The sequence below is a fragment of the Nocardioides abyssi genome, from assembly GCF_030412915.1.
Classification (GTDB): Bacteria; Actinomycetota; Actinomycetes; order Propionibacteriales; family Nocardioidaceae; genus Nocardioides; species Nocardioides abyssi.
Genome location: NZ_JAUHJR010000060.1, coordinates 1 through 357 on the forward strand (window position 1 = coordinate 1; position 357 = coordinate 357).

The following is a 357-nucleotide window of genomic DNA, read 5'->3' on the forward strand; positions in this document are numbered from 1 at the left end:
CGGTACCCGCCCGCGAACGATGATAATTGCGATGTCGACCAGTACGAGGGGTTCGATAAAGATGGCTGGAAAAGTTATGTTGGATACAAGGGCTCGAAAGAATACCACTATAAGAAATATGATGGCAACGGAAAGCATTACAGGATTTCAGTAGGCGGGTCTAAGTTTTATGACCACCCCGATTACAGCGACTACTGCGATGACGACGGGGATTCCGGTAGTTCTGGATCCGTGGAGGCTTCAGCCGAGGCCTCCGCTTCAGCTGAAGGCGGCAGTGACGCAAGCGCATCAGCCTCCGCCGAGGCTAGCGCAGGAGCTTCTGGTTCAAATGAGTCCGGCGATGATGATTCCGACGAT

Annotated in this window: 1 protein-coding gene; it reads left to right on the forward strand. The window is 53.2% G+C overall.

Annotated elements, in window-relative coordinates:
- Positions 1 to 357 (forward strand): hypothetical protein (locus QWY29_RS19900; protein ID WP_300962978.1); only part of this gene is annotated, 357 nt, incomplete at both ends.